The following is a 3,458-nucleotide window of genomic DNA, read 5'->3' on the forward strand; positions in this document are numbered from 1 at the left end:
GCGAAGCCTGCACGGCGATTTGTGCGGTTTCGAGATCGCGGATTTCACCGATCATGATGATGTCCGGGTCCTGGCGCAGGATCGCCCGCAGCGCCAAGGCAAAAGTCATGTCGATCTTGGCGTTGACCTGAATCTGGCTGATCCCCGGCAGGTCGTATTCCACCGGATCTTCCACGGTAAGAATGTTACTGGTGCTCGCATCAAGCCGCGCCAGTGCCGCGTAGAGGCTCGTGGTTTTGCCGCTACCGGTTGGCCCGGTGACCAAAACGATGCCGTGGGGCTGGCGGATCAGGTGATCAAGTTTGGCCAGCACCTGCGCGTCCATGCCGAGGGTTTCCAGATGCAGACGCCCGGCCTGTTTGTCGAGCAGACGCATCACTACCCTTTCGCCATGTCCGGTTGGCACCGTGGAGACACGAATATCGATCGGCCGCCCGGCCACGCGCAAAGCAATGCGTCCATCCTGTGGTAGGCGTTTTTCGGCGATATCGAGCTGGGCCATGATCTTGATCCGCGACACCAGCGCACCGTGCAACGCCTTGCGCGGCGAGACCACGTCACGCAGGGTGCCGTCGACGCGATAGCGCACCACTGAATGGGTTTCGAACGGTTCGATGTGGATGTCGCTGGCTTCATCGCGCGCCGCTTGGGTGAGCAAGGCGTTGATCATGCGAATCACCGGCGCGCCGTCCTGAGTGTCGAGCAGGTCGGTGATTTCCGGCATGTCCTGCATCAGGCGGTCGAGGTCGACTTCGTTTTCTGCCGCGCCGACCACTGCCGCCGCGCTGCCGGTGTCGGCGTAAGCCGCGGCTAGCAAGCCATCGAGTTCGTCATCGCGCACGCGCTGAATCGTGGTCGCGCCAAACTGCCGCCGTGCCTCGCTGATCGACCAGCCCGGCGTTGACGGGCAAACGGTCAGCACGCCATCGCACAACAGAATCCGCTGCGCCTTGGCCCAGGCGTAAGGCAATGCACTCATCTCATGCCCTCCCCAATTCCTGTAGGAGCTGCCGCAGGCTGCGATCTTTTGATCTTTGGCCGTTTGGGTCCGTCGAAGAGCAAGATCAAAAGATCGCAGCCTTCGGCAGCTCCTACAGGTCCGTTTTCCAGATCAAGGGGCGATGGCGGAGTCATTGGATGGGCACCGCTTTGATAGTGGCGCGCGGGCCCGACCCAGGTAAAACCGCCGGCACACCCTGCGCCGCCGTCGGCAACTGCGGCGCCTGCATGTCTGGCATCGCCCAACTGCGCTCCGGCTGCAAACCACCTTGCGCGCGGCGCATGAAGTCATAGCGATTGAGGGTGATGCTGCGCCCCGCTTCGCTGTCGCGGATGATGTACGGACGCAGAAACACCATCAGGTTGGTCTTGGTAATCGCCCGCCGCTCGTTGCGAAACAGCGCACCGATCCCCGGCAGGCTGCCCAGCCACGGCACCGCGTCATTGCTCTGGCTGTAACCGTCCTGCAGCAAGCCACCAAGGACCATGATCTGCCCGTCATCGAGCAGGATGCTGGTGTCGATCGCGCGTTTGTTGGTGACAATCCCCGCCGAATTGGCACTGGCCGAAGCCCGCTCATCAATGCTGCTGACTTCCTGATAGATATCGAGCTTGACCGTGCCGCCCTCGGAAATCTGCGGGCGCACGTTGAGCTTCAGGCCGACCTCTTCACGGGTCACGGTCTGGAACGGGTTATTGCTGGTGCCGCCACCGCCAGTCACGTAACTGCCACTGACAAACGGAATGGTCTGGCCAACAAAAATACTCGCCGCTTCGTTGTCGAGGGTCAGCAGGTTCGGCGTCGACAGCACGTTGGTACCGCCCTTGCTCTTCAAGGCCCGGGCCAACACTTTCAGGTCGAGAATCTTGCCGATGCCGGGGATGTCCACCGTGCCGTTGACGTAGCCCAGATTCAAACCCTGCGGCAACACGTCGATACTGGTCTTGCCGTTGGTGTTGAGTCCCGAACCGCCCAGATTCGCGCCACCGATCACGCCGTTGCCACCGAGGTTGCCGGTCTGCCATTGCACGCCGAACTCGCTGGCATCGTCCTCGCCGACTTCGACAATCAGGCTTTCGATCACAACTTGCGCGCGGCGCTGATCGAGCAAGTCGATCACCTCGCGCAGGTTGCGATACAACGGCTCCGGCGCGGAAATCAGCAAGGTGTTGGTGGTGGTGTCAGCCTGAATGGTCACGCCGCCGGCACTGAAGGCGACGTTCTGATCGCCGTTCTGCGTACCGCCGCTGCCGGTTGTGCTGCCACTGCTGCCCTGCGCGTAACTGCCGCCCGTGCTGCCGCTGCTGTTGGTGGTCGACGTGCTGCCGCTGGTTTGCGTGCCGCTCTGGCCATTCTGCCCAGCGCTGCCGCCGGTACTTGCGCCCATGGCACTGAGCACCGAACGCGCACTGTCGCTGGTGCCGCTGTCACTCTCGCCAGTCAGCAAACCACGCAGTGCCTGCGCCAGTTTCGCCGCTTGCGCGTTACGCAGATAAACCACATGCAGATTGCTCGGATTGCTCTGTGCGTTATCCAGTTTGTAAATCAGATTGCGCGCCAGTTCGGTACGCTCCGGGCTGCCGGCGCGAATGATGATGGTGTTGGAACGCGGATCACCAATCACGGCGATTTTCTGCGTCGGATCATTGCCCGGCGCATCGAGCAAATCCGCGACCATCGGCGCGATGTCGGCGGCGATGCCGTTCTGGATTTGCACCACATCGGTGTCGATCGCACTCGGCGAATCAATGCTCGCGATCAACTGCGCAACGCGGGTCAGATTCTCCGCGTAGTCGGTGATGACGATGGTGTTATTGCCCGGATAGGCGTTGATCGGGTTGTTCGGCGAAACGATCGGCCGCAGCACCGGAATCAGGTTCACCGCGTTCTCATATTGCAGGCGAAACGTCCGGGTGAGCATGCCGTTGCCCGCCGGTTTATCAGCACTGTAAATCGGCCCGCCGAGCAACTTCGCATCCGCCTCCGGCACCACCTGCGCCACACCGCCAACATCGACCACGCTAAAACCCTGCATGCGCAGCGCCGCCAACAACATGTCGTACGCCTGCCGCGCCGGCACCTGACCTTCCGACACCAGCGTCAGCGTGCCCTTGACCCGAGGATCGACGAGAAACTGCTGCCCAGTCGAGCGCGCCAACGCCCGCACCACCGCTTGAATATCGGCGTCGACAAAATTCAGTGTCACCGGTTGATCGCCCAACGGATTGCTCGGCAAGGCAATGCCCGACGCCGCCGCCCCACTGCGCGCACTCTTGCTGATGTTGTGCAATTGCTTCGGCGCCGGTCGCGCTTGGGCCTGCGCACGTTCGCGGTCGAGCACCGCGTCGCCGCTGCGCTGGGTGTTGGCCAGCGGCCGGCCCAGCTCACTGTCGACCAACAACGGCGGCTGGTTTTGCGGCGTGCTGGTGTTGCTGCACGCGCTCAACGCCATCAGCAA

2 protein-coding genes are annotated in these 3,458 nt (G+C 62.3%); both read right to left on the reverse strand.

Annotated elements, in window-relative coordinates; all coding sequences use genetic code 11:
• On the reverse strand, positions 1-979 hold a 979-nt coding region (locus L8H52_RS30180), incomplete at its 3' end, for a GspE/PulE family protein (RefSeq protein ID WP_242210152.1).
• A gap of 151 nt (positions 980-1,130) precedes the next feature.
• Positions 1,131-3,458: type II secretion system secretin GspD (gene gspD / locus L8H52_RS30185; protein ID WP_242210151.1), on the reverse strand; the 2,328-nt coding region annotated here is incomplete at its 5' end.

This window comes from Pseudomonas sp. CROZ-RG-20F-R04-15 (assembly GCF_022662375.1).
GTDB lineage: Bacteria > Pseudomonadota > Gammaproteobacteria > Pseudomonadales > Pseudomonadaceae > Aquipseudomonas.